General features: G+C 59.6%; 19 protein-coding genes. 3 read left to right on the top strand and 16 right to left on the bottom strand.

All coding sequences use genetic code 11. The features are described 5' to 3' along the window. Positions 1-159 precede the first annotated feature (159 nt). From hemG to ACJ8OK_RS15475, 5 genes are all read right to left on the bottom strand, one after another. Positions 160-693, bottom strand: coding sequence for a menaquinone-dependent protoporphyrinogen IX dehydrogenase (gene hemG / locus ACJ8OK_RS15495; RefSeq protein ID WP_082997348.1), 534 nt, complete (start codon positions 691-693; stop codon positions 160-162). Positions 694-714: 21 nt separating this feature from the next. Continuing rightward, positions 715-2,166: a Trk system potassium transporter TrkH gene (gene trkH / locus ACJ8OK_RS15490; protein WP_004934492.1), complete on the bottom strand. Its 1,452-nt coding sequence runs from the start codon at positions 2,164-2,166 to the stop codon at positions 715-717. A 35-nt stretch (positions 2,167-2,201) separates the two neighbouring features. Continuing rightward, positions 2,202-2,816, bottom strand: coding sequence for an IMPACT family protein (locus ACJ8OK_RS15485; RefSeq protein WP_004934489.1), 615 nt, complete (start codon positions 2,814-2,816; stop codon positions 2,202-2,204). Further along, positions 2,816-4,147 (bottom strand): Xaa-Pro dipeptidase, encoded by a 1,332-nt coding sequence (gene pepQ, locus ACJ8OK_RS15480; RefSeq protein ID WP_213929449.1) that lies wholly within the window; start codon positions 4,145-4,147, stop codon positions 2,816-2,818. The genes ACJ8OK_RS15485 and pepQ overlap by 1 nt, the downstream gene beginning before the upstream one ends. Before the next feature lie 112 nt (positions 4,148-4,259). Next, a complete protein-coding gene (locus ACJ8OK_RS15475) occupies positions 4,260-5,456 on the bottom strand; it encodes an MFS transporter (protein WP_213929450.1) in 1,197 nt (398 codons plus the stop codon). A 233-nt stretch (positions 5,457-5,689) separates the two neighbouring features. On the opposite strand from ACJ8OK_RS15475, the gene fadB reads away from it, so the two are divergent. Further along, complete coding sequence (gene fadB, locus ACJ8OK_RS15470; protein WP_213929451.1) at positions 5,690-7,879, top strand: fatty acid oxidation complex subunit alpha FadB; 2,190 nt, start codon at positions 5,690-5,692, stop codon at positions 7,877-7,879. A gap of 10 nt (positions 7,880-7,889) precedes the next feature. Then, positions 7,890-9,053 carry an acetyl-CoA C-acyltransferase FadA gene (gene fadA / locus ACJ8OK_RS15465; RefSeq protein WP_048326647.1) on the top strand — a complete coding sequence of 388 codons (1,164 nt, stop codon included), beginning with the start codon at positions 7,890-7,892 and terminating at the stop codon, positions 9,051-9,053. A gap of 172 nt (positions 9,054-9,225) precedes the next feature. On the opposite strand, the gene fre is transcribed toward fadA, so the two are convergent. The 3 genes from fre to pepE form a co-directional block, all read right to left on the bottom strand. Next, positions 9,226-9,927: an NAD(P)H-flavin reductase gene (gene fre / locus ACJ8OK_RS15460; RefSeq protein WP_004934474.1), complete on the bottom strand. Its 702-nt coding sequence runs from the start codon at positions 9,925-9,927 to the stop codon at positions 9,226-9,228. A 50-nt stretch (positions 9,928-9,977) separates the two neighbouring features. After that, on the bottom strand, positions 9,978-11,498 hold the full coding sequence (gene ubiD, locus ACJ8OK_RS15455) for a 4-hydroxy-3-polyprenylbenzoate decarboxylase (protein WP_048326642.1): 1,521 nt from the start codon (positions 11,496-11,498) through the stop codon (positions 9,978-9,980). Between the two features lie 62 nt (positions 11,499-11,560). After that, positions 11,561-12,286, bottom strand: a complete 726-nt coding sequence (pepE, locus tag ACJ8OK_RS15450) for a dipeptidase PepE (RefSeq protein ID WP_033631520.1) — start codon at positions 12,284-12,286, stop codon at positions 11,561-11,563. Between the two features lie 244 nt (positions 12,287-12,530). Here pepE and rfaH point away from each other — a divergent pair, with 244 nt between their 5' ends. Further along, a complete protein-coding gene (gene rfaH / locus ACJ8OK_RS15445) occupies positions 12,531-13,019 on the top strand; it encodes a transcription/translation regulatory transformer protein RfaH (protein WP_004934466.1) in 489 nt (162 codons plus the stop codon). A gap of 45 nt (positions 13,020-13,064) precedes the next feature. On the opposite strand, the gene hemB is transcribed toward rfaH, so the two are convergent. The 8 genes from hemB to ubiE all read right to left on the bottom strand — a co-directional run bounded on the left by hemB (position 13,065) and on the right by ubiE (position 19,616). Next, positions 13,065-14,087 carry a porphobilinogen synthase gene (gene hemB / locus ACJ8OK_RS15440; RefSeq protein ID WP_004934463.1) on the bottom strand — a complete coding sequence of 341 codons (1,023 nt, stop codon included), beginning with the start codon at positions 14,085-14,087 and terminating at the stop codon, positions 13,065-13,067. Between the two features lie 14 nt (positions 14,088-14,101). Next, positions 14,102-14,884 (bottom strand): 3'-5' ssDNA/RNA exonuclease TatD, encoded by a 783-nt coding sequence (gene tatD, locus ACJ8OK_RS15435; protein ID WP_048326672.1) that lies wholly within the window; start codon positions 14,882-14,884, stop codon positions 14,102-14,104. A gap of 53 nt (positions 14,885-14,937) precedes the next feature. Beyond that, a complete protein-coding gene (tatC, locus tag ACJ8OK_RS15430; RefSeq protein ID WP_004934456.1) occupies positions 14,938-15,708 on the bottom strand; it encodes a Sec-independent protein translocase subunit TatC in 771 nt (256 codons plus the stop codon). Positions 15,709-15,711: 3 nt separating this feature from the next. Continuing rightward, positions 15,712-16,263, bottom strand: a complete 552-nt coding sequence (tatB, locus tag ACJ8OK_RS15425) for a Sec-independent protein translocase protein TatB (protein ID WP_049276958.1) — start codon at positions 16,261-16,263, stop codon at positions 15,712-15,714. A 3-nt stretch (positions 16,264-16,266) separates the two neighbouring features. Continuing rightward, complete coding sequence (gene tatA, locus ACJ8OK_RS15420; RefSeq protein ID WP_004934452.1) at positions 16,267-16,530, bottom strand: Sec-independent protein translocase subunit TatA; 264 nt, start codon at positions 16,528-16,530, stop codon at positions 16,267-16,269. Positions 16,531-16,610: 80 nt separating this feature from the next. Next, positions 16,611-18,242 carry a ubiquinone biosynthesis regulatory protein kinase UbiB gene (ubiB, locus tag ACJ8OK_RS15415; RefSeq protein WP_004934451.1) on the bottom strand — a complete coding sequence of 544 codons (1,632 nt, stop codon included), beginning with the start codon at positions 18,240-18,242 and terminating at the stop codon, positions 16,611-16,613. Then, a complete protein-coding gene (gene ubiJ / locus ACJ8OK_RS15410; protein ID WP_015376304.1) occupies positions 18,239-18,847 on the bottom strand; it encodes a ubiquinone biosynthesis protein UbiJ in 609 nt (202 codons plus the stop codon). Before ubiJ ends, ubiB begins: the two co-directional genes overlap by 4 nt. A gap of 13 nt (positions 18,848-18,860) precedes the next feature. After that, entirely contained in the window at positions 18,861-19,616 is a 756-nt protein-coding gene (gene ubiE, locus ACJ8OK_RS15405; RefSeq protein WP_004934443.1) for a bifunctional demethylmenaquinone methyltransferase/2-methoxy-6-polyprenyl-1,4-benzoquinol methylase UbiE, read from the bottom strand. Positions 19,617-19,667 lie beyond the last annotated feature (51 nt).

Here is a 19,667-nt window from a genome sequence, read left to right as displayed (position 1 = left end):
TTTCGCTTTCTTCTCGCTGACCCGGCGGCTTGTCAGTCGTTGTTCCCGGTCAGTGGAGGCGCATTATAGGGAGTTCTCGGCAGGCCGCAACCCCTAATTGCAAAAAACTTTTCAAGCGCGGGTTTTTTCGGCAAAACGCTGGCCAAACCCGCGTTTTTGTCACTTTTCGTACTGAATCTGGCTAAATTCCTGGGCGAAACGATCGACCTGCTGCCAATCTGTGTACTCCACTTCCTTACTGGTATCCGTTTCACCGCCCGTCATACGCATAATAAATTGAATCATGATGCGGTCGTACCAACGATAGCGCGGATACCGCAATGCGCCGGCAAACACCGCGCACTGTTTTGGCTGCCACGGCGAGGCCAGCAGGAACTTGCGGGTATAAGCGTTGGTTTGCGGCGAACGCTTTTCCGGTTTACGCGCGGTCAGGTTCACGGCGAAGAAGGCGCTCGGCATCCTATTCAGCTGTTCGGCATGGCGCTTAACGAATTTATCCAGCACCGGGTTAAAGTGCCCGTAACGGATAGAAGCACCGATCATCACCTGCTGGTACTGACTAAGGTCGACCTGTTCCGCCTGCAGCAGATCAATCACCTCACAACGCAGCGTGTCCTGCAACTTGCTTGCTATATAAGAAGCGATAGCACGTGTTTGCCCGTCACGGCTCGAATAAAGTATCAATGCCTTCATGGCATACTCCTTATATCAGGCTCACTCACGCCAAAAAGTTGGCGTGAACAGCACCAGCAATGTAAACACTTCCAGGCGCCCGAACAGCATCGTCACCACCAGGATCCACTTGGCCGCCGCCGGCATCGTGGTGAAGTTATCCGCCACCACGCCCAGGCCGGGGCCAAGGTTATTGAGTGTTGCCGTCACTGCGGCGAACGCGGAGAAATCGTCAACGCCGGTGGCAATGATCGCCAGCATGCTGACGATAAACACCAGCGCATAGGCGGAGAAGAATCCCCATACCGCTTCCAGAATGCGTTCCGGCAGCGCGCGATTGCCCAATTTGATGGTATAGACCGCGTTGGGGTGCACCAGCCTCTTCAACTCTCGCGAGCCCTGCAGGTACAGAAGCAGAATACGGATCACCTTCAGGCCGCCGCCGGTCGAGCCGGCACAACCGCCGATGAACGCCGAGCACAGCAACAACATCGGCAGAAACAGCGGCCACTTGGCGATGCTGTCGGTCGTAAAACCGGCCGTGGTCGCCATCGATACCACCTGGAAGAACGCCTGATTGAGCGTTTCCATACCGCTCTTATAGACGCCATGTCCCCAGAGCACCAACGTGCATACCACCACCAGCGTCAACTGAACGAAGATGAACATGCGGAATTCAGGATCGCGCCCGTACACCTTCAGACTACGGCCGCTTAGCAAAGCGAAGTGCAGGCCGTAGTTACAGCCGGAAATCAGCAGGAACACGGCGATGATGGTGTTGATAGTCGGACTGGCGTAATAACCGATACTGGCGTCGTGGGTAGAAAAACCGCCGATGGCGATGGTCGAGAAACTGTGGCCGATGGCGTCGAACACCGACATCCCGGCCCCCCAGAGCGCCAGCGCACAGGCGACGGTCAGCAACACATAGATTAGCCACAGGGTTTTGGCGGTTTCGGCGATGCGTGGGCGCATCTTGTTATCTTTCAGCGGCCCGGGCATTTCCGCTCGATACAGCTGCATGCCGCCGACGCCAAGTATCGGCAGTATCGCCACCGCCAACACGATGATCCCCATGCCGCCCATCCATTGCAGCATTTGGCGATAGAACAGGATGGCCTTCGGCAACGAGTCCAGCCCCACCAGCGTCGTTGCGCCGGTAGTCGTCAATCCCGAGAAGGATTCAAAGAAGGCGTCGGTCAGCGACAAGTTGGGCCGTTCCGAAAACAGGAACGGCAATGCCCCCACGCTGCCCAGCACGGTCCAGAACAACACGACAATCAGGAAGCCTTCACGGGGCTTCAGCTCGTGTTTCTGTTTGCGGTTCGGCCACCACAGCATCAGACCGATGGTCAGCGCCACGAAGAAGGTTTGGCTGAACGCGCGCCCCGCCCCATCGCGGTAAATCAATGCCACCAGGCCGGGGATAAACATCGTCCCGGAGAACAGGATGACCAGCAGACCAACGATACGGGTTATGGCGCGAAAATGCATTTCAGCACGATCCTTAGCAATTCAATTGGGAGGAATTATTGCGAAATGGGGGTTAATTGCAAATTACCGCGACTGAGATCACGCAATTTATTCCCAAACAGTTCGACCTCGGTGGCCGGCAACGCCAGATGCAGCACGACGGCGGCGCCGTATTCGCCCTGCAGGATCCGACCTGCGGTTTGCTGCAGCAAGTTCTCCACCAACGCCAACTGCGCATAGTCGCACTGCAAGATATATTCGGCTTCCGGCACCTTTTGTGCCAACGCTAACTGCTTCAACGCCTGTTGAACACCGTTGCCATAGGCTTTCACCAGCCCGCCGGTGCCCAGCTTGACGCCGCCATAGTAACGAACGACCACGGCGGTCACTTCACCGATGCCGCTCCCCATCAGCTGCGCGAGGATCGGTTTGCCGGCGGTGCCCGACGGCTCTCCGTCGTCTGAGAACCCCAGTTGCTGCGAGTCATCGGGGCTGCCGGCGACGAAAGCCCAACAATGGTGTCGCGCCGCCGGATGCTCATCCCGCACCTGCTGAATAAACGCCTTTGCCGCTTCTACCCCGCTGGTCGGCGCCAGCAGGGTGATAAAACGGCTCTTCTTTATTTCTTCGGTAAAGCAGGTGGCTTCCGCCGGTATCGGGTAAGGCCGCATCAGGCCAGGTTCAGATCGCGCGTCATGTTCTCGATGCGCTTTTCGTGGATCACGATGTTGTCTTCGATACGGATGCCGCCATACGGCTTCAGCGCATCGATGCGATCCCAGGCGAAGTGCTGCCTGAATTCACCGCTGCGCCACGGTGCCAACAGAGACTCGATGAAGTACAGACCTGGCTCGATGGTCAACACCATGCCCGGCTGCAACACGCGGGTGCAACGCAGGAATGGATACTTGGACGGCGCCGGCAGATGGGTGCCTTGCTCGTCCTGCATAAAGCCGGCGGCGTCGTGCACCTGAAGGCCCAGCGGATGGCCCAGCCCGTGCGGCAGGAACGGCGTGGTAATACCCGTTTCAACCATCGCCTCTTCGCTGAGGCCGTTCACCAACTTGTGATTCTTGAGCAGCTTGGCGATGCGCTGATGCATTTGCACATGGTAGTCGGTATAGCGCACGCCGGGCTTGATGGTGTCGATCAGCGCCAGCTGTTCACCATTGAGATCTTTCACCAGGTGGGCGAACTCGCTGCCGCTTTGCGCCGCGTAGGTGCGGGTCAGATCGGCGGCATAGCCGTTATATTCCGCGCCGGCGTCGATCAGGAAACTCAGGGGTTCGGCCGGCGGCTGATGATCCAGCTTGGTGTAGTGCAATACCGAAGCGTGTTCGTTCAGCGCTACGATGTTGTCGTAAGGCACGTCGGTATCGCGGTGGCCTGTCGCCGTCAGGTAGGCCAGGTTGATGTCGAACTCGCTCATGCCGGAGAGGAACGCCTCATGCGCCGCACGATGGCCGGTTACCGCCGTCTTCTGCGCTTCGCGCATGCAGGCCAGCTCGTAGCCGGTTTTGATAGAACGGTGGAAATCCAGGTAGTTCAACACCGCTTTCGGGTTGATGTTTTCAGAAGAAATGCCGAGATCGCGTGCGCGCTGTTGCGCATAACCGATATAGCCCACGCGCTCGCGCTGCGGCGGAAGCTGCTGGGCGATGGCGTCGGCGTTGGCCAACGGCATCAATTCAAGGGATTTGGTCCAGAAACTGTCCGGCAGCGGCTCTACGCTGTGCCAGTAGTCGACCGGGGAGTAGAACCACAGCTTCGGCTTATTGACACCGTCGATCCACAACCAGCAGTTCGGCACCGACGTCACCGGCACCCAGGCTTTGAAATGCGCGTTCACTTTGAACGGATAGCTATGGTCGTCCAAAAATACCTTTTGCAGCTCACCGGAGTGAATCAGCAGCGCATCCAACTTGTTGCGCTCCAGCACTTCGCGCGCGCGTTTTTGCAGCTCTGCCAGGTGGTCGTTATACAAAGAAGCCAGCGTTTCCATCACAGTACCCTTATGCCTTAGCACGAAAGAAGTCATCTTAACACAGCGCTCCGGCGCACCAACCTTATCGCGTTGGGCATGCGGAGCAGCTCGCAATTCCCTGCAAATGCCGTTACATCCGCAGTTTAACCATTAGCCAGCCGGCCAGGCCGAGCAACGCTATCGCCAGCGCCCACAGGCCATGGTGCTCCAACAACACCGCGCCAGCCGCGGCAACGCCCGCCAGACACTGCTGCAGAAAGCCGCACAGCGCCATCGCATAGGCGCCGTGCTCTTTGGCGTCGCTGACCGCCATCGCCATGCTGTTGGGAAATAACACCGCCTGGCCAAAAATGGTCAGGCAATACAGCGCGATGAACAGCGTCATACCGGAAAGGCCGGCCAGAATGCCGCTCCACCACAACAGCAGGATCGCCGCCGTCGCCAGAGCCACGATACCGCTGCCGGTTTGCATCAGTTTTTTCCCACCGACACGCGCCACCGTGCGGTTCACCGTCAGCGCCCCGCTGAAGTAGGCGACGCCGATCACCAGCCCCAGCGCACCGAACGCCGTAACGTTGAGACCAAAACCCTGCTGCATGACGAACGGGCTCACCTCCTGCAATGTCACCGTGGTGGCGAAGCCCAATCCGCCGACGCAGGCCGGCCAGAAGAACCCCGGCCGCCGCAGAATGGCGAAATAGGTGGCCGCCATCGCTGGGCGTGGCTCACGTGCGCGCCCCGCCTCAAGCGGCAGCGTCGCCATCAGCGCCAGAATGGCCAAACCGGTGGCGCCCATCAGGACGAAGCCCATCTGCCAGTGCGAATATTGGCTGAGCAGGCCGCCGATAAACTGCCCCCCGCCCAGCGCGGTGATGAAAGCGATGGAGAGCACCGATAACCGACGCGCCAGCTCATCACCGCTCCAGTTATCCCGCACGATGATACGCGCAATGATCGCCGCACCACCGGCACCCACACCTTGCAGCGCACGCAGCGCCAGTAATTGGGTACCGTTGCTGCACAGCGCCAACAGTCCGCTGCAGCCAATGAAAAACAGCAGGGAAAGCGTCAGCGGCGCTCGGCGGCCAAAGCGATCGGCCGCCGCGCCCCAGAACAGCACCGGCAAGGCAGCGCCGATGACGAAGATCGAAATGGACAGCTCGGTGGCGCGCCGGCTCATCGCCAGCTCGCGCATCACCGTCGGCAGCGAAGGCAGATACACGGTCGTCGCCATCTGCGCCATAAACACCAACAGACACGCCAGCGTCATGGTTCTGGCGGGAATGCTCCATAAGCCGCTGCGTTTGGCACAAGCCGCCTTAGTCATGCCTTACCTCGTCTGAATGATCAATCGCTGCAGGCAAGTGTATGAGGGCCGACAACCACCAGCAAATGCCGATAGCACATAAAATATAACTCCGTTTTAAATCAAAACACTAACTTGGTGAGATGTGATCAGACCAGCAAATATGCAATCTCTCATTTGCATATTTTTAACATAAAAACCACACTCCTCTTCATCTGGTCATACCAGATCATACGCTGATTCAGGAGATAGACATGCTCTACCAAGGCGAAACATTACAACTGCACTGGCTCGATAACGGCATTGCCGAGCTGGTGTTCAACGCATCAGGCTCGGTCAACAAGCTGGACACCCGCACCGTCGCCAGCCTGGGCGAGGCGCTCACCGTGCTGGAAAACCAGCCTGAGCTCAAGGGGCTGCTGCTGCGCTCCACCAAAGCCGCATTTATCGTCGGCGCCGATATCACCGAATTCCTTTCTCTGTTTGCCGCACCGGCTGAAAAGCTGCACGAGTGGCTGGTATTCGCCAACAACGTCTTTAACCGGCTGGAAGATTTGCCGGTACCGACCATTTCGGCCATTAACGGCTATGCGCTCGGCGGCGGTTGCGAATGCATTCTGGCGACCGATTTCCGCGTCGCCTCGCCGGACGCGCGCATCGGCCTGCCGGAAACCAAATTGGGCATCATGCCGGGCTTCGGCGGTTCCGTCCGTCTGCCGCGCCTGCTGGGTAACGACAGCGCGCTGGAAATCATCGCCGCCGGCAAAGACGTCAGCGCCAAAGACGCGTTGAAAGTCGGCCTGGTCGATGCGGTAGTGGCGCCGGAAAAACTGGCCGAAGCGGCGCTCAACATGCTGCAACAGGCGATCGACGGCAAGCTGGACTGGCGCGCCGCGCGTCAACCTAAGCTGGAGCCGCTGAAACTCAGCCCGATTGAAGCGGTGATGAGCTTCACCACCGCCAAAGGCATGGTGCTGCAGACCGCCGGTAAACATTACCCGGCGCCGATGACCGCGGTGAAGACCATTGAAGCCGCCGCCAAGCTGGGCCGCGATGAAGCGCTGAAACTGGAAACCGCCAGCTTCGTGCCGTTGGCCCGCTCCAACGAAGCGCGCGCGCTGGTCGGCATCTTCCTTAACGATCAGTTCGTGAAGGGCCAGGCGAAAAAGCTGGCCAAGAATGTGGATGCGCCAAAACAGGCGGCGGTGCTGGGCGCCGGCATCATGGGCGGCGGTATCGCTTACCAATCGGCGCTGAAAGGCGTACCGGTGATCATGAAAGACATCAGCGACAAGTCGCTGACGCTGGGCATGAGCGAAGCGGCCAAGCTGCTCAACAAGCAGCTGGAGCGCGGCAAGCTGGATGGCCTGAAAATGGCGCAGGTGCTGTCGACCATTCAGCCGACGCTGGACTACGCCGGCATCGAGCGCGCGCAGGTGATCGTTGAGGCGGTCGTCGAGAATCCGAAAGTCAAAGCCGCCGTGCTGTCGGAAGTGGAAGGCCTGATCGGTGAAGACACCGTTCTGGCGTCGAACACCTCGACCATTCCGATTAATCACCTGGCAAAATCGCTGAAGCGCCCGCAAAACTTCTGCGGCATGCACTTCTTTAACCCGGTGCACCGCATGCCGCTGGTTGAAATCATCCGCGGCGAACAGACCAGCGATGACACCATCGCCAAAGTGGTGGCCTACGCCAGCCGCATGGGCAAAACGCCGATCGTGGTGAACGATTGCCCGGGCTTCTTCGTCAACCGCGTGCTGTTCCCGTACTTCGCCGGCTTTAGCCTGCTGCTGCGCGACGGCGCCGACTTCCGTCAAATCGATAAAGTGATGGAAAAACAGTTCGGCTGGCCGATGGGCCCGGCCTACCTGCTCGACGTCGTGGGCATCGACACCGCGCACCACGCGCAGGCCGTGATGGCCGCCGGTTTCCCGGATCGCATGAGCAAAGACTACCGCGACGCCATTGACGTGATGTTCGACAACCAGCGCTTCGGCCAGAAAAATCAACTGGGCTTCTACCGCTACAGCCAGGACAGCAAAGGCAAGCCGCGCAAGGACAACGATGAGCAGACCGATGCGCTGCTGGCCGAAGTGAGCCAACCGCGCCAGACCATCAGCGACGAAGAAATCATCGCGCGCATGATGATCCCGATGATCAACGAAGTGGTGCGTTGCCTGGAAGAAAAGATCGTCGCCAGCCCGGCCGAAGCCGATATGGCGCTGGTCTACGGCATCGGTTTCCCTCCGTTCCACGGCGGCGCGTTCCGCTACCTGGATACGCTCGGCACCGCCAACTACGTTGAGCTGGCCCAGCGTTACGCACACCTCGGCGCCCTGTACCAGGTGCCGGCCGGTCTGCGCGCCAAGGCCGAACGCAATGAAAGCTACTACCCGGTGGCGACACCGCTGTCCGACGTCGCTACCCGCCAACCGGCATGAGGTCATAAAGATGGAAAACGTAGTTATTGTTGATGCCGTACGCACGCCGATGGGCCGCTCCAAGGGCGGCGCCTTCCGCCAGGTACGCGCCGAAGATCTCTCCGCTCACCTGATGCGTGAAGTGCTGAGCCGCAATCCGGCGCTGGACGCCGCCGAGATTGATGACATTTACTGGGGCTGCGTGCAGCAGACGCTGGAACAAGGCTTTAACATCGCCCGCAACGCCGCGCTGCTGGCCGAGATCCCGCACCGCGTGCCGGCGGTGACCGTCAACCGCCTGTGCGGCTCTTCGATGCAGGCGCTGCACGACGCGGCACGCGCCATCATGGTGGGCGACGCGCACATCAGCCTGATCGGCGGCGTGGAACACATGGGCCATGTGCCGATGAATCACGGCGTGGATTTCCATCCGGGCCTGAGCCGCAGCGTGGCCAAGGCCGCCGGGATGATGGGGCTGACCGCCGAAATGCTGGCCAAGATGCACAACATCAGTCGCCAGATGCAGGATGAATTTGCTGCCCGCTCCCACCAGCGCGCGCATGCAGCAACGCTGGCCGGTTACTTTAAAAACGAGATCATACCGACCAACGGCCACGACGCCGACGGCGTGCTGACCCGTTACGATTTCGATGAAGTCATTCGCCCGGAGACCACCGTCGAAAGCCTGTCGGCCCTGCGCCCGGCGTTCGATCCGGTCAACGGCACCGTCACCGCCGGCAGCTCCTCCGCCCTGTCGGACGGTGCTTCCGCCATGCTGCTGATGAGCGAATCGCGCGCCAAAGCGCTCGGTTTGAAGGCCCGCGCCCGCATCCGCTCGATGGCGGTCGTCGGCTGCGATCCGTCCATCATGGGCTACGGCCCGGTGCCGGCCAGCAAGCTGGCGCTGAAACGCGCCGGTCTGAGCGTGCAGGACATCGATCTGTTCGAGCTGAACGAAGCGTTCGCCGCCCAGTCGCTGCCGTGCATCAAGGATCTGGGGCTGATGGACAGCCTCGACGACAAGATTAACCTGAACGGCGGCGCCATCGCGCTCGGCCACCCGCTGGGGTGTTCAGGCTCCCGCATCTCGACCACCCTGTTGAACAACATGGAACGTCGCGACGCGCAGTTCGGCCTGGCGACCATGTGCATCGGCCTGGGCCAGGGCATCGCCACCGTGTTTGAACGCGTTTAGCTGTGTCTATCTTGGGATGACCGCGTCACCACTTCAAATCGCGGCATCCCGCCAAGTTTAGTTGCCGTTCTTCCCGCCTGTCAGGGGCGGGTTTTTTATGCCTGAAGTTAGCCGACGCCCAAATAAAAACGGGGCGACCCTCGGCCACCCCGTTCACTGCGCATCGCCTCTGTCAGATAAACGAAAACGCGTCGCCAAACATATGCGCTTCCAGCGCGCCGCGCTCGGCGCAGAAACGCTCGCGGGCGATTTTCGCCATCTCGAAACGCCCGGCGATGTAAATGTCATGCTCCGCCAGCGTGCCGAAATCCTGCAGCACCGCGCTAAGCACGGTGCCGCTGCGGCCACGCCATTCAGCCTCCGGCTGCTCGACCACCGGGATCACCTTCAGATTCGGATGCTGCAACGACAGCGCTTCCAGCTCGCTCAAATCGTACAGGTGCTTCAGCTCACGCCCGCCCCAGTAGATTGAAATGTCGCGATCCGGCTGCTGCTCCAGCGCGGTCAACAGGATTGAACGCGCGTAAGAGAAACCGGTGCCGCCGGCGATTAGCACCAGCGGACGGCTGCCCTCTTCCCGCAGCCAGGCGTCGCCATGCGGCACGTCAACGGTGATCGCCTGCTCTTTCAGGATGCGATCCATCACCGCCATGGCGTACAGATTCAGCTCCGAAGCGCCGATATGCAGCTCGATGTAATCTTGCTGCGTCGGGGTTGATGCCAGTGAGAACGGGCGCTTGTCGCGCTCATCCATCACCACCATCAGATATTGCCCTGCCTTGAAAGAAAACGGCTGTTCGGGCACCAGACGTACCCGATAAACCGTATCGGTAATGGCCTCTACCGAGGTCACTTTACAGCTCAATATTGTCATGCGTTCCCTCTGTCGGGTCATCAATGCAAAGCTGAGAACAGGGCCTGACGCTATAACGTCGGTTCCCTGTCACTGAAGATTGCGAGCTCATCCCAGATTTCGTCGACGCGCGCACGTACCTTTTCATCCATCTGAATCGGACGGCCCCATTCGCGATCGGTTTCACCCGGCCATTTATTGGTGGCGTCCAGCCCCATCTTCGAACCCAGGCCGGAAACCGGCGAGGCGAAGTCCAGATAGTCGATCGGCGTATTCTCCACCAGAACGGTATCCCTTGCCGGATCCATTCGTGTGGTGATCGCCCAAATCACGTCGTTCCAGTCGCGCGCATTGACGTCATCATCACAGACGATAACAAATTTGGTGTACATAAACTGCCGCAGGAACGACCAGACGCCCATCATCACGCGTTTAGCGTGGCCGGCGTACTGTTTTTTCATGGTCACTACCGCCAGGCGGTACGAGCACCCTTCCGGCGGCAGATAGAAATCGACGATTTCCGGGAACTGCTTTTGCAGGATCGGCACGAACACTTCATTCAGCGCCACGCCCAGGATCGCCGGCTCATCCGGCGGGCGGCCGGTGTAGGTCGAGTGGTAGATCGCGTTGCGGCGCTGGGTGATGTGGGTAACGGTGAACACCGGGAACTGGTCGATTTCATTGTAGTAACCGGTGTGGTCGCCGTAGGGGCCTTCCGGCGCCATTTCACCCGGCTCGATATAGCCTTCAAGCACGATTTCGGCGCTGGCGGGCACTTCCAGATCGTTGGAAAGGCACTTGACCACTTCGGTTTTGTTGCCGCGCAGCAGCCCGGCAAAGGCGTATTCAGACAGGGTATCCGGCACCGGCGTGACCGCACCGAGGATGGTAGCGGGATCGGCGCCCAGCGCCACCGCGACCGGGAAACGCTCACCCGGGTGCGCCTGGCACCACTCCTGATAATCCAGCGCGCCACCGCGATGCGACAGCCAGCGCATGATCACTTTGTTCTTGCCCAGCACCTGCTGGCGATAGATGCCGAGGTTTTGCCGTTCCTTATGCGGGCCGCGGGTCACCGTCAGCCCCCAGGTGATCAGCGGCGCAGCGTCTTCCGGCCAGCAGTGCATCACCGGAATACGGCCCAGATCGACATCGTCACCCTGCCATACCTGCTCCTGACAAGGCGCGGATCCCAGCACCTTGGTCGGCATGTTCAGTACCTGCTTGAACTTTGGCATTTTGTCGAACAGATCGCGGAAGCCTTTCGGCGGCTCCGGTTCTTTGAGGAACGCCAGCAGTTTGCCGACTTCGCGCAGCGCGCTGATGTCTTCCTGCCCCATGCCCATCGCCACGCGATTGGCGGTGCCGAACAGGTTACAGAGCACCGGCATGTCATACCCTTTCGGGTTTTCAAACAGCAGTGCCGGACCGCCCGCTCGCAGGGTGCGATCGGCAATCTCCGTCATTTCCAGGTAAGGATCGATCGGCTGGCTGATGCGTTTTAGTTCCCCTCTCTTCTCCAGCAACGAGAGGAAATCGCGTAAGTCACGGTATTTCATGCTGATCATTATAACGGCCAGTGGGGAGGGCATTATAAGCCCTCTTCACGGTTGTTGCTGCAATTTTGTTAACGCCGCCCGCCGCCGGGTGGCCCTCAGCCGCAGTTGAACGGCACCAGCGCAGCCAGCGCGCGCGTATCCTGATATTCACGCGTCTCCTCACCGTGGCGGAACACCTTGAAGCCCTGCCCGTTAGCGCTGAAGTAACGCAGCGCATTGCCTTCAACGTGCAGCAGGCTACCTTCACGCAGCGCCACCACCGACTCGCTTGGATTGACCGCGCAGAACTCCGCCAGGCGCTCGTCACGGGTTTCGCCCATGTGGCCGCTGATATGTGCGTCGATGTAGTGCGGGTTGATCTGCACCGGGAACAGCCCCAGCGCCGGCAGCACCACGCTGCAGCGCACCGGCATGTCATTGGTGGTGCGAATGCTCGGCGTGGCCACGTTGCAACCGGCGCTCCAGCCGACGTAAGGCACTTCACGCTCGCGCACCGCGCGCTGGATGGGCACGATCAGGCCTTGTTCGTGCAGCATTTGGTTCAGCAACCAGGTATTGCCGCCGCTGACCAAAATGCACTCCGCCTGCGCGATCGCCGCCGCCGGCGAAGCCGCGTGATGGATGCTGGTGACTTCAATGCCCAGCGTTTGCGCCAGCTCCTGCGCACGCTGGTCGTAGTCGTAACGGATCAGGGCGTAAGGGATAAAGACGGCGGATTTGATGCCGCGACGCGCAATCATCGCCAGCAGTTGGCTTTTGGCGTACCCCAGCAGCTCGGCTTCGCCAGACAGCTTGCCGTTGCTCAACAGAAACAGCTCCATTTCTTTCCCTCTCGGTCAAAACGATGAATAGCGTCACAGCCGGCGGCGCAACGCCTGCCATACTGTGACGGTAACAAATTTTTAGCCCTCTGTTATACCAGCGCCGTATCGATAAGTGTGTGACCCCTCGCTAATAGCCGCAGATTCATAGAGATAGGTGATGTTACACGCTGAAACTTGCATCACTATGTATCCGGAATAGCTTTTGATATGCTTACCGGCTGGCAGAAAGGCATGTGAAACTATGGAATCCTGGTATCTACTTTATTGCAAACGCGGTCAGCTGTTGCGGGCGCAGGAACATCTGGAACGGCAGCAGGTAAACTGCCTCAGCCCGATCATCACGCTGGAAAAGATCGTGCGTGGTAAGCGCATCGCGGTCAGCGAACCCCTGTTTCCCAACTATCTGTTTGTGGAGTTCGACCCGGAGCGCATTCACACCACCACCATCAGCGCCACCCGTGGCGTCAGCCACTTCGTGCGTTTCGGCGCGTTGCCGAGCGTCATCCCGAGCAAGGTGATCGATGAGCTGCGCACGCACGCCAGCGAAACCTATGTCGATCCGGAAACCCCACAGCCAGGGGATACCGTTCTGATCGTCGACGGCGTGTTCGAAGGGCTGCAGGCGATCTACACCGAACCGGACGGCGAGGCGCGTTCCATGTTGTTGCTGAACCTGATCAACAAGCAGGTCAGTCAAAGCATCGACAACCGACAGTTCCAGAAGATGTAATGCAAAAGGCGCCCTCAGGCGCCTTTTTGTTGGCTCATTTTGCGCTTAGCGACGCATCGCATCGTCGTGCAGCCACTGCGCGACACGCTTGGCGAAGTAGGTCAGCACGCCGTCGGCGCCGGCGCGTTTGAAGCACATCAACGATTCCATCACCGCAGGTTGCTCCTGCAGCCAGCCGTTCTGAATCGCCGCCATATGCATGGCGTACTCGCCGGACACCTGATAAGCGAAGGTTGGCACACCGAAGGTATCCTTCACGCGGCGCACGACGTCGAGGTACGGCATGCCCGGTTTCACCATCACCATGTCCGCACCTTCCTGCAGATCCTGCGCAATCTCCTGCAGCGCTTCGTCGCTGTTGGCCGGATCCATCTGATAGGTCTTCTTGTTGCCGCCCTTCAGGTTGCCGCTGGAGCCCAACGCATCGCGGAACGGGCCGTAGTAGCAGGAAGCATACTTGGCGGAGTAAGCCATGATTTGGGTATTCACCAGGCCCTGCAATTCCAGACGATCGCGGATCGCCCCGATGCGGCCGTCCATCATGTCGCTCGGCGCCACGATTTCCGCGCCCGCTTCGGCATGGGACAGCGCCTGACGCACCAGAATGTCTTTGGTCACGTCGTTAATCACATAACCCTGCTCATCGATCACCCCGTCCTGCCCATGCGTGGTGTAGGGATCGAGCGCCACGTCGGTCAGAATGCCCAGCTCAGGCACCGCGTCTTTCAGCGCGCGCACCGTGCGCTGTACCAACCCTTCTGGGTTATAGGCTTCTTCCGCATGCAGCGATTTCAGGCTCGGTTCAATTACCGGGAACAGGGAAATCACCGGCACGCCAAGTTTGGCGATGGTTTCCGCTTCCTTCACCAGCAGATCGATCGTCATGCGCGATACGCCCGGCATCGAGGCCACTTCTTCCTGGCGGTTGCTGCCTTCCATGACAAACACCGGATAAATCAGGTCGTTGACCGTCAGTTGGTTCTCGGCCACCAGGCGGCGGCTGAAGTCGTGACGGCGCACGCGGCGCATACGGCGACCAGGGAAGGTGCCCGGAAATGCATAGCTCATAGTTTTCTCCTAGCTCAAACCAGCCGGAATAGCCGGCGGGCGTTCTCATCGGTTTTTTGCCCCAGCCATTGCGGCTCTTCCTGTCGCCAGACGGCGACCTGCTGCACGATGTGGGGCAGGAAACAGGGTTCGTTGCGGCGAGATGCGGGTTTAGGCTGTAAATCCCGGGGCAACAGATAAGGGGCGTCCGTTTCCAGCAGCAGACGCTCGGCCGGGATCTGCGGCAACAGGGCGCGCAATTCCAGGCCGCGCCGCTCGTCGCAGACCCAACCGGTGATCCCGATCGACAGACCCAGCGACAGGCAGCTTGTTAATTCTTCGGCGGTGCCGGTGAAGCAGTGCACCACGGCCGCGGGCAGTTTATCCAACCACGGCGTCAGTAGCTCGGCAAAACGTGCGTGTGCGTCGCGGCAATGAAGAAACACCGGCAGCGCCAACTCCGCCGCCAGCGCCAGCTGCGCGGTGAACGCCGCTTCCTGCTGTACGGGCGTCGAGAAATTGCGATTGAAATCCAGGCCGCATTCGCCGATCGCCGCCACTTCAGGGCGTACGGCTAACGCATAAATCTGCTCGGCGGTCTGTTCATCCCAACCGCTGGCGTAATGCGGATGCACACCGGCGGTAGACCAACCGTAGCCCGCATGTTGCTGCGCCAATTCCGCCGCTTCGCGGCTCTCTGCCAGATCGGTGCCGGTAATCAATATCCCGGTAACGCCCGCCGCGCGGGCACGCTCCACTACCGCCTGGCGGTCTTTGGCGAATTGGCTGCTGGTGAGGTTAACGCCGATATCAAACATGATTTTTTCCAAAGCAAAAGCCGCCCAATGGGCGGCTTAGCAATCAAGATGGATCAAGGGGCTGGCGGTTCGTCACCCTCGTCTTCTTCTTCCGCCTGTGGACGACGTTTGCCGGTATAGAAGCGAGCGAAGAACACCCCCACTTCAAACAGCAGGTACATCGGTATTGCCAACAGGGTTTGCGAGAACACGTCCGGCGGCGTCAACAGCATGCCGACCACAAACGCGCCGACCAACACATACGGCCGTTTCTTCTTCAGATCTTCCGGCGAGGTGACGCCACTCCAGCACAGCAGAATGATAGCGACCGGCACTTCGAAGGCGACACCGAACGCCATAAACAGCGCCATGACGAAATCGAGGTAGTTTTTGATGTCGGTGGCAATGGTCACCCCCATCGGCGCGGTCTTGGCAAAGAAGCCGAAGGCCAGCGGGAACACGATGAAGTAGGCGAAAGCCATGCCGAGGTAGAACAGCAGGCTGCTGGACACCAGCAGCGGCATCATCAGGCGGCGTTCATGCTTGTACAGCGCCGGCGCGATGAATGCCCACACCTGATACAAAATCATCGGCGCGGAGACGAACACCGAGACGATCATGGTCAGCTTGATCGGCGTAAAGAACGGTGACGCCACGTCGGTAGCGATCATGCTCGCCCCGGCCGGCAGCTGCTTGAGCAGCGGCGCAGAGACCAACTGGTAGATGTCGTTGGCGAAAAACACCAGCACCACGAACACCGCCAGCACGCAAATAATCGAGTTAAGCAGCCGCTTGCGCAGCTCTATCAGATGACTGATAAGGGGTTGGGTATCTTCAACAGCCATGTATTAACGATCGCCACTAGGTTGGTGAGACGCTGGGGTTTTATCCGCAACAGGTTCGACAGGTACCGGCGCGGTTTCCGCCGGCGCTTTAGCCGGTTGCGCCGCCACCGGCGCGACGGCTTCAGGTTCCGCTGCCGGTTTTGGCGCGGCGGCGGGCGCACTGGCGCGGGTTGCCGCTTCCGCCGGCGTCACGCCGTCGTGCAAGGCTTCCGGATCGGTGATCTGCGGGTTATGAATGGTGTTCGCCAGCTCTTCTTTCTCGCCCTGATAGGTGCGTTTCAATGATTCCGCCGCGTCTTTCAGCTCATCCATCGACGCCTTCAGTTCCGGCGTCAGGTTCTGCAGGCCGGCCTGTTCCGCTTTTTTCAGGCTGTCCTGCAGCTCCTGCAGCTTCAGCTCCTGAGACAGTTCGTGCTGCACCGAGGCCGCCAGCGAGCGCAGCGCGCGGATCCAGCCCGATACCGTTCTGACCGCGACCGGCAAGCGTTCCGGCCCCAGAACAACCAGGCCGATCACCAGCACCAGCAGCAGCTCACTAAACCCAATGTCAAACACGGTTTATACCTGCTCTTTGTTCTTCGACTCTTCCGGTTTCACTTCCGGCTGCTTATCGGTAATAGGCTTGGCCGAGAAGTCAGCGTCATCCAGGCTGCTTTTCTCAGCCGTGTTGGGGGTCGACGGCGTATCGTCGCCGATCGCCTTCTTGAAGCCCTTGATCGAGGCGCCGAGATCGGAGCCCAGCGTGCGCAGTTTTTTGGTACCGAACAACAGCACCACGATCACTGCGATGATCAACAATTGCGTAATACTAATACCGCCCATTTTAATTACCTCTAATTTTAAAGGGTCTTTTAAAGCCAGCCCGCATTATAGAGCCGACTTTACCAGAGTAACGAATTAAATCAGGTGGTTCGCTTCCAGCCAATCACCCAGCATACGATGCCAGCGGCCATCATCCAGGCGGGAAACACCTCGATTTGCCCCAGCAGCAACAGCGTGCCGCTTACCAACAGTGTAGCGCCAACGCCGAACAAATAACGTGACTGCCCCTGACGAACCCGCTGAGCCTGCATCTGGTTGGTCAGCTTATCAACGCTTTGTTGCAACAGTTTATGCTGCTGCAAGCTGTCGTAAAACAGCTCGGGCAGTTCCGGCAGCTTCTCCGCCCAAAACGGCGCTTTCTCTTTCAGCGCACGCACCACGGCGGGAATGCCGACCTGATCGCGCAGCCAGCTCTCGAGGAACGGCTTGGCGGTGGTCCACAGATCCAGCTGCGGATAGAGCTGACGCCCCAGTCCTTCAACATACAGCAAGGTCTTCTGTAATAACACCAGCTGCGGCTGCACTTCCATATTGAAGCGTCGCGCGGTGTTGAACAGGTTCAGCAGCACGTTGCCGAAGGAAATCTCCGCCAGCGGCTTCTCGAAAATCGGCTCGCACACGGTGCGGATGGCGAATTCGAAGTCTTCCACGTTGGTGTCGCGCGGCACCCACCCGGAGTCGACGTGCAGTTCCGCCACCTTGCGGTAATCGCGGTTGAAGAAGGCGATGAAGTTTTCCGCCAGGTAACGTTTATCATCCTTGTTCAGCGAACCGACGATGCCGCAGTCGATGCCGATGTAGCAAGGATCTTCCGGATGTTCGTAGCTGACGAAAATATTACCGGGATGCATGTCCGCATGGAAGAAGCTGTCGCGGAAGACCTGGGTAAAGAACACCTGAACGCCGCGTTCCGCCAACAGTTTCATGTTGGTGCCCTGCTGTTCCAGCGTGGCGATGTCCGAGACCGGAATGCCGTAAATGCGCTCCATCACCAATACGCTTTCGCGGCAGTAGTCGGAATAAACTTCCGGTACGTACAGCATTGGGCTGCCGTCGAAATTGCGGCGCAGCTGAATGGCGTTAGCCGCTTCGCGCAGCAGGTTCAATTCGTCCAGCAGGGTTTTCTCGTACTCGCGTACCACTTCGCGCGGGCGCAGACGGCGGCCGTCCGGCAACAGCTTCGGCACCCAGCCTGCCAGCCGGTACATCAAGCGCACGTCGGCCTTGATGATCGGCCCGATATCCGGCCGGATCACCTTCAGCACCACTTCCTGGCCGGTGGTTTTCAACCGCGCGGTATGCACCTGCGCGATCGAGGCAGAGGCCAACGGCTGCTGATCGAAGTCATCGAACCAGGTCTCCAGCGGGCCGCCCATCGCCAGCTCGATATGCTTACGCGCCAACGCGCCATCGAAAGGCGCCACCCGATCCTGCAGCAGCGTCAGCTGATCGGCAATGTGCGGCGGAAACAGATCGCGGCGGGTCGACATCATTTGGCCGAACTTGATCCAAACCGGCCCCAATTCCTGCAGCGCCAGCCGCAGACGTTCACCCAGCGGTTTGTCCTTGTGCCGATTCGGCATCCAGAACAGCAGCCGGCGGCCAAAGCGCAGCGGCAGCGTCAACCGCATTTTAGGGATCAGCTCATCCAGCCCGTAGCTGAGAAAAACGCGGACGATAAAATACAAACGGCGCAGTTCGCCTGGGGTCATCGCTTGCCCTCCAACTTGTCCATACGGGCAATCAGCGCTTCCGCGCTGCGGGCGAGTGCGTCAACTTCTTCGTTGAACCACACCACTTCCAGCGGCCCCGGCGCCAGGCGCCACTCTTCTGTCAACGCCTCAGCCATGTCTTGCTGCCGGCGCATAAAGCCGGCTTTCAGCAGCGAGGCGCCTTTTCCCAGCGCCTGTGTAATGCCTTGGGCGGCGATATCGCCGATGTAGGGCGCCAGCCACTCCGCCGGATCCCACTCCGCCAGATCGAGCAGGCCAACCAGCTGTTGCACCACCTGAATATCGCCTTCCACCGTCAATTCGCCGCTGCGCATCAGCACCGGCAACTGCTGGCGATCGCGCAGCTTCAGCAAGGAGGGAATGCGGCTACGCACGGTGCAATCGGCGCTGTCTTCAGACTGCCCCAGCACATCCACGCGCAGTTCGCTGAACACCAGCACCAGCGGCGAAGCCAACTCTTCCAGTTCGATGCGCAGCACCTTGCCCGCCAGGCGTTGGCGGGCGGCTTTCATGCTGCGATCGCGAAACAGCAGGTTATTCAGCGAGGTTTCCAGCGCACCGGTCAGCAGAGGGGTAAACAGCATCGGCATCTCCCTCTCAGAACTTGAAGCCGCGATGCAGGGCGACAATCCCACCGGTCAGGTTGAAATAGGTGACGTTTTCAAAACCGGCGTTGCCCATCATGCCCTTAAGGGTTTCCTGATCGGGGTGCATGCGGATCGATTCCGCCAGGTAGCGGTAGCTGTCCGGATCTTTCACCACCAGCTCGCCGATCTTCGGCAGCACGTGGAAAGAGTAGGCGTCATAGGCTTTGCTCAGCGGCGCCAGCAGCGGCTTGGAGAATTCCAGCACCAGCAGACGGCCGCCCGGCTTCAGCACGCGGAACATCGAGCGCAGCGCTTTGTCTTTGTCGGTGACGTTACGCAGGCCAAAGGAGATGGTGATGCAATCGAAGTAATTGTCCGGGAACGGCAGTGCTTCGGCGTTGGCCTGCACGTAATTGATGTTGCCGACGATGCCGCGATCGCGCAGCTTCTCGCGCCCCATCTTGAGCATCGAATCATTGATGTCCGCCAGCACCACCTGCCCCTGCTCGCCCACCATGCGGGAGAACTTGGCGGCCAGGTCGCCGGTACCGCCGGCCAGATCCAGCACGCGCTGCCCGCGGCGCACGCCGCTGCAGTCAATGGTGAAACGCTTCCAGATGCGGTGAATACCGAACGACATCAGGTCGTTCATCACGTCATACTTTGCCGCTACCGAATGGAAAACGTCCGCCACCATGGCCTGTTTTTCGTCTCTAGCGACGGTGCGAAAACCGAAATCGGTGGTTTCCTGCGATTGATCTGCCATTGTCCTGCCTGCTATTCAGTCAATTTTGTGTGGATGAGTGTACCAGAAGCC

The sequence above is a fragment of the Serratia sp. CY71090 genome, from assembly GCF_052166845.1.
GTDB lineage: Bacteria > Pseudomonadota > Gammaproteobacteria > Enterobacterales > Enterobacteriaceae > Serratia > Serratia nematodiphila.
The sequence above is the reverse complement of the archived record's forward strand: the minus strand, read 5'-3'. Positions and strand labels throughout refer to the sequence as shown.

What these genes read in the sequence shown, in the direction of transcription:
- hemG (WP_082997348.1), bottom strand. Translation starts at nt 693, where the DNA reads ATGAAGGCATTGATACTTTATTCGAGCCGTGACGGGCAAACACGTGCT.
- trkH (WP_004934492.1), bottom strand. Translation starts at nt 2,166, where the DNA reads ATGCATTTTCGCGCCATAACCCGTATCGTTGGTCTGCTGGTCATCCTG.
- ACJ8OK_RS15485 (WP_004934489.1), bottom strand. Translation starts at nt 2,816, where the DNA reads ATGCGGCCTTACCCGATACCGGCGGAAGCCACCTGCTTTACCGAAGAA.
- pepQ (WP_213929449.1), bottom strand. Translation starts at nt 4,147, where the DNA reads ATGGAAACGCTGGCTTCTTTGTATAACGACCACCTGGCAGAGCTGCAA.
- ACJ8OK_RS15475 (WP_213929450.1), bottom strand. Translation starts at nt 5,456, where the DNA reads ATGACTAAGGCGGCTTGTGCCAAACGCAGCGGCTTATGGAGCATTCCC.
- fadB (WP_213929451.1), top strand. Translation starts at nt 5,690, where the DNA reads ATGCTCTACCAAGGCGAAACATTACAACTGCACTGGCTCGATAACGGC.
- fadA (WP_048326647.1), top strand. Translation starts at nt 7,890, where the DNA reads ATGGAAAACGTAGTTATTGTTGATGCCGTACGCACGCCGATGGGCCGC.
- fre (WP_004934474.1), bottom strand. Translation starts at nt 9,927, where the DNA reads ATGACAATATTGAGCTGTAAAGTGACCTCGGTAGAGGCCATTACCGAT.
- ubiD (WP_048326642.1), bottom strand. Translation starts at nt 11,498, where the DNA reads ATGCCCTCCCCACTGGCCGTTATAATGATCAGCATGAAATACCGTGAC.
- pepE (WP_033631520.1), bottom strand. Translation starts at nt 12,286, where the DNA reads ATGGAGCTGTTTCTGTTGAGCAACGGCAAGCTGTCTGGCGAAGCCGAG.
- rfaH (WP_004934466.1), top strand. Translation starts at nt 12,531, where the DNA reads ATGGAATCCTGGTATCTACTTTATTGCAAACGCGGTCAGCTGTTGCGG.
- hemB (WP_004934463.1), bottom strand. Translation starts at nt 14,087, where the DNA reads ATGAGCTATGCATTTCCGGGCACCTTCCCTGGTCGCCGTATGCGCCGC.
- tatD (WP_048326672.1), bottom strand. Translation starts at nt 14,884, where the DNA reads ATGTTTGATATCGGCGTTAACCTCACCAGCAGCCAATTCGCCAAAGAC.
- tatC (WP_004934456.1), bottom strand. Translation starts at nt 15,708, where the DNA reads ATGGCTGTTGAAGATACCCAACCCCTTATCAGTCATCTGATAGAGCTG.
- tatA (WP_004934452.1), bottom strand. Translation starts at nt 16,530, where the DNA reads ATGGGCGGTATTAGTATTACGCAATTGTTGATCATCGCAGTGATCGTG.
- ubiB (WP_004934451.1), bottom strand. Translation starts at nt 18,242, where the DNA reads ATGACCCCAGGCGAACTGCGCCGTTTGTATTTTATCGTCCGCGTTTTT.
- ubiJ (WP_015376304.1), bottom strand. Translation starts at nt 18,847, where the DNA reads ATGCTGTTTACCCCTCTGCTGACCGGTGCGCTGGAAACCTCGCTGAAT.
- ubiE (WP_004934443.1), bottom strand. Translation starts at nt 19,616, where the DNA reads ATGGCAGATCAATCGCAGGAAACCACCGATTTCGGTTTTCGCACCGTC.